The sequence below is a fragment of the Paenibacillus sp. AR247 genome (assembly GCF_002968895.1).
GTDB classification, from domain to species: domain Bacteria; phylum Bacillota; class Bacilli; order Paenibacillales; family Paenibacillaceae; genus Paenibacillus_AQ; species Paenibacillus_AQ favisporus.
Map to the genome: position 1 here is coordinate 58,587 of NZ_PCZT01000007.1, position 4,538 is coordinate 63,124.

Consider the following 4,538-nt stretch of genomic DNA (forward strand, 5'->3'; position numbering starts at 1 on the left):
ACAAACGGTTGCTGTCCTTATCCTGTACAATCGCAACGATCAGTTTCATCTTGCATTCCCTCCTCGCTTATTTAGACCTGCCCATCCATATAGATTGAACCAAAGTAAGATGTAATAATCTTTTATAATAACATTGATGTCCACATTTGCATCATTAATTTAGTTCATTCTATATAGCTGCAGGCTGCTACTGTACTTATTTGACAAAGATCCTCAAAAATCCTTTAAAATCGCTCCTGAAGCACACGAATGATATCCTGTTCCACGGCAGACTGCTCTTTGGAAGCATCAATGACAACGATGCGCTCCGGATAACGGGATGCGATGATATGATAACCTTCCCGTACTTTCTGATGAAAAGATAAACCTTCAAGATCAAGGCGGTTGACCTCACGTCCCTGATTTGCCGCAATCCGCTGCAGTCCGGTTTCCGGCTCGATATCCAAATAAAAGGTGAGATCCGGCATCCGGTCATGAATGGCGAATTGATTAATGGCCCACACTTCATCCATGCCGAGTCCGCGGGCATATCCTTGATAAACCAGGCTGCTGTCGACGAATCGGTCGCAGATCACCGTGAGGCCTTTCTCCAGGGCAGGCTCCACCTTTTCAGCAAGGTGCTGTCTTCTTGAAGCGGCATACAGAAGCGCCTCGGTTCGGGCATCCATGGCCGTATGGGACGGATTCAATATAATTTCCCGAATCTTCTCGGCAATTTCAATGCCTCCCGGCTCTCGGGTCATCATATAGGGGACGGCGAGCCGGTTAAAATATTCACCAATTTTTCCGATCACGGTTGTCTTCCCGGACCCTTCGCCTCCTTCCAGCGTAATAAATGCTCCTGGACCAGTCATAAATGGCTTCCCTGCTTTCTGTTTTTCTTATATACCATAATAGTTAGTAGATTCGGATCTGCCGCCCCCTGGCACTTCGCTCCCGCATTGGACAGGACGCGAAGCCTTGCTGCCGTATCCTCGGTGATCCGCTCTCCCGGATACAGAAGCGGGATTCCTGGAGGATACGGAATGATCATTTCTGCAGCGGTTCTGTCCGCGCAATCCTGAAGAGGAACCCTCTCGGTATTTTCAGCAGGTATGGGCTGCAGGCCGAATGGAATGGGCTCTGAGACGGTGGCCTGGGCTAAAATGTTCCACGTGGAAAATTCGGCAGGGCTGCCTTTCGACTTGGGCAGGCTGGACGCTCCCGTTAGACTTAAATCTTTTTCCGCCTCCGCCTGAACGGAATGGCGGCTTTCAGCTGCCGGTGAGGCATCTGCTGATCTCTGGGCGTCCGCCTTCTCTACAGTTATATGCCGGAGGGCATCCAGAAGGTGACGGGTGTCTTCCTCGGTAGATCCCAAGCTGTACACCAGGACGACGTATCGGTCATCGCTCATCTCCGGTACGCAGCCATACGCCTCGAGCCGCTCCTGCAGCTCATATCCGCTCAGGACGCCGGTGTCGTCATAAATGACGACCTTGAAGGGGTCCTGCGTGGTGTATGCGGCTGCCGCAGGGCGGATGGCCGCCTGCGCTGTGCTGCCCGCCGATGCTGCGCCGGCGGCGTCTTGGGGCTGCTGCCCCTGCGGGTGCAGCAGCTTGAAGCGCGGCAGCTCCGCCAGGCCGCGCACCAGCGCGTTCACGGCGGCGAGCCCCGCCGTGAAGGCGCCGGCGCCCTGCACATGCAGCAGGCGCCGGGCCAGGTCCAGCGAGCCCATAATCGGGTACGATGGGCTCGAGCTCTGCACCATGGCGAGCCGCTGGCGGAGCAGGCCGCGGTCAATCCGCGGCCCTTGGACGTGCAGCATGGCTCCCATGGTGAGCGCGGCCAGCATTTTGTGCGTCGACTGTACGACGCCGTCTGCTCCGCTGGCCAAGGCACTTCCGGGCAGCCGCGGATGCTGCCCGTAGTGGGCGCCGTGCGCCTCGTCCACCAGCAGCGGTACCCCGTGCTGGTGGCACGCCTCCGCAAGCGGCGCCAAGTCGCTGCCCATGCCGTAATAGTTCGGCATGGTGACCAGCACGCCCTTGGCCTGCGGATAGGCGGCCAGGGCGGCGGTGACGGTCGCTGCGACGGGGCTACTGCCAGTCCGCTGACCGGATCAGGCTCCGGCTGGATAAAGACCGCCTTCGCCCCCGCCAGCATCAGTCCATGGATCACCGATTTATGGACATTCCGCTGGACGATCAGCAGATCCCCCGGCTTGCTGCAGACCGCCAGAATCAGCGCTATATTTCCGGATGTGCTCCCACCGACCAGGAAGAAGCTCTCCTCGGCTCCAAAACAATCCGCCGCCAGTGCTTGCGCCTCCCGGATCACGCCCTCCGGGTGATGCAGATCGTCTGTCCCTGTGATTTCTGTCAAATCCGCCTGCAGCACATCCTGCAGAAATCCAGCTCCCCCGGATTCGGTATAGGCCTGTCCTTTTTTATGTCCGGGTACATGAAATGAAGAATAGGCTTTATCTTTCATCTCCTGCATCATCTCGTATATAGGTGCACGTTCCTTGTTCACATGTTGCTTTTTCATCCCCAGCCATAATCCCTTCCGGTTTCAATCTCTACCCTATTTTATCGCATATTTTCGTGGTAGCCAGACCAGATGTATCATGTTTCTCTTGCGAATCAGCGGCGGCTGAGTCCCCACTAGCTTTTACGTGCTTATATCCTTTTTCTATGCAAAAAAGGGACAGCTTCCCGCTGTCCCCCTGTACAAAATACCTGCTTACGCGTTGGTCTGTAAGTTGATTTGTCTCATCTGATGGATAAAATAATGGTATTTGGCGTCTTCGGCATTTGTATGCACCATTTCACATTCGCACTCTTCGCAAATAAATTGTGATATAATGGTGATTCCTTCTTCTTTGACTTGCCCGCAAATAATACAGACGTGTTCGGTTTGATTTTCCATCAACCATCCCACCTTATTTCATTAATTACTATCAAGTATGACTCATTTTCTATTATTTTAAACCTTTTCATAGTGGTTTCATATCCCCCTTTGATTCCTTACATACATATTCCCCGCAATCCCCGCGAGTGTCTGTACAGGAATTTTAAAAAAAGTCTTTCAATCAGCCGATATATGAATTAAAGACCTCTAGGAGGTGGAGCGTTCTCCATGCCGGATGAGAATCACGTTAACGCAACCTTTTACCACTATAAATTAATCAAAAAAATACCGGTTTCCCGGCTGCTCGTGCGCCTATATCTGCTTCTTCCCTACATAGCTGTGATTTCATTCATGATCATCATTTCCTGGACCAGCTGCTTCTATTTTGTTCTCGCCGCACCGGTTATGCTCTGGATTCATTATGTTATCTCCCGATCGGTTCTGCTGTTATCAGGAACACCGTTTCGTAAACGATGGAAATTTTCGCTGCGGCTGCCTTGGCTCGGGTATATCACCGATCAACATATCAGCTACCGCCTGTTTCGGAGAGTCTATATCTATATCACTGGATTTGGCCTGCTCCTGCTGGCTGTGATCATGTTTTGGTCACCGGTTCCCTTCACACTGTCCTTGCTGTTCTGGCATCTCTGGTTCCTGCTTCCGCAATATTATGCTTTTCTTCGTTTATTGAAGCAGCGTAAAGACGGTATGATTAAACTGAACGCACAGGACATCTCCTATTATCAGCAGTAGCCACTCGTCATCATTATGATGAACTTGAAGGTCCCTCTTACATAGAGGGGCCTTTGGTTTGCACGTATAATTAAAAAACCCGCATCCTTGGATGCAGGTCACTATAAATCGGTATCCACACTTTCAACTGTCGCCTTCCCCTTAGTTAAAACGGTCACCGTAAAATAATCTTTATGAATGGTTAAGTTAATTACCCGGCTCTGCTTCTCAAAAACGTGTGAGTTCCCTTCGGCCTCCTCCGTTTTTTCCTTCCAGCCCCACTCTTTAATTTTATTCAAGTAAGCTTCCGGAATCTGCTCATCTTCCTTGAGGCCTTTCATCGAGTAGCGTACATAGTCTAATTTAGAATTACCGGATGTCCGATCAGTACGGTTCGCTTCCTTCGGTACCGGAAAGGTTTTATCGTTCGCAGCTCCTTCAAAGGATGTCCACGAGGGCTCGCTTTTCATACAGCCGGTAAGCAGCAAACAGACGACTCCAAACACAAGAAGAGCATGCAGCCACGGTCTATTGAGCATGTATGTCCTCCTTATATCGCAAAAGTAATAATTATTCAGTTTTCTTAGGCACCCCCAAACATGTACATACATATTATACTGACTACTTCTGCCCTGTCGGTAACAAAAATGTTACTTCGTTTAGAGAGTATACAAGCCTTATGCATGATAGCGAATAGGCAGCTGCGGTGTCTCGATCTTTTCTAATGACAAAAGATTCATAAACCCATATCATGTCCATCCCGATCCTATGTTCTCAAGACTTCCCTAACGGCCAATATTATCATGCCGCCTAGTCTACAGGATGCATTCCATAATTTAAAAATTCAATCCTTCTTGTTAATGAATACGACAGGATCTGTTTTTCATAACCCATTTCCTCTCATAAACATAATT

General features: G+C 50.4%; 4 protein-coding genes and 1 pseudogene. 1 reads left to right on the forward strand and 4 read right to left on the reverse strand.

Annotated features, from left to right (window positions below; genetic code table 11):
- Positions 1-224 precede the first annotated feature (224 nt).
- The 3 genes and pseudogenes from tmk to CPT76_RS07435 form a co-directional block, all read right to left on the reverse strand.
- A complete protein-coding gene (tmk, locus tag CPT76_RS07425; RefSeq protein WP_105442447.1) occupies positions 225-854 on the reverse strand; it encodes a dTMP kinase in 630 nt (209 codons plus the stop codon).
- A pseudogene (locus CPT76_RS07430) lies at positions 851-2,529 on the reverse strand (aminotransferase class I/II-fold pyridoxal phosphate-dependent enzyme). The gene tmk and the pseudogene CPT76_RS07430 overlap by 4 nt, the downstream one beginning before the upstream one ends.
- A gap of 195 nt (positions 2,530-2,724) precedes the next feature.
- A complete protein-coding gene (locus CPT76_RS07435) occupies positions 2,725-2,910 on the reverse strand; it encodes a sigma factor G inhibitor Gin (RefSeq protein WP_076176641.1) in 186 nt (61 codons plus the stop codon).
- 210 nt (positions 2,911-3,120) lie between these two features.
- Between CPT76_RS07435 and CPT76_RS07440 the strand changes: the two genes are divergently transcribed.
- Entirely contained in the window at positions 3,121-3,645 is a 525-nt protein-coding gene (locus CPT76_RS07440; protein WP_105442448.1) for a hypothetical protein, read from the forward strand.
- 101 nt (positions 3,646-3,746) lie between these two features.
- Here the strand turns inward: CPT76_RS07440 and CPT76_RS07445 are convergent, their stop codons facing one another.
- Positions 3,747-4,163: a hypothetical protein gene (locus tag CPT76_RS07445; RefSeq protein WP_076176639.1), complete on the reverse strand. Its 417-nt coding sequence runs from the start codon at positions 4,161-4,163 to the stop codon at positions 3,747-3,749.
- Between the last annotated feature and the right edge of the window lie 375 nt (positions 4,164-4,538).

Excerpts from the sequence above, each read along its gene's own strand:
- CPT76_RS07435 (WP_076176641.1), bottom strand. The coding sequence starts at position 2,910 with ATGGAAAATCAAACCGAACACGTCTGTATTATTTGCGGGCAAGTCAAA.
- CPT76_RS07440 (WP_105442448.1), top strand. The coding sequence starts at position 3,121 with ATGCCGGATGAGAATCACGTTAACGCAACCTTTTACCACTATAAATTA.
- CPT76_RS07445 (WP_076176639.1), bottom strand. The coding sequence starts at position 4,163 with ATGCTCAATAGACCGTGGCTGCATGCTCTTCTTGTGTTTGGAGTCGTC.
- tmk (WP_105442447.1), bottom strand. The coding sequence starts at position 854 with ATGACTGGTCCAGGAGCATTTATTACGCTGGAAGGAGGCGAAGGGTCC.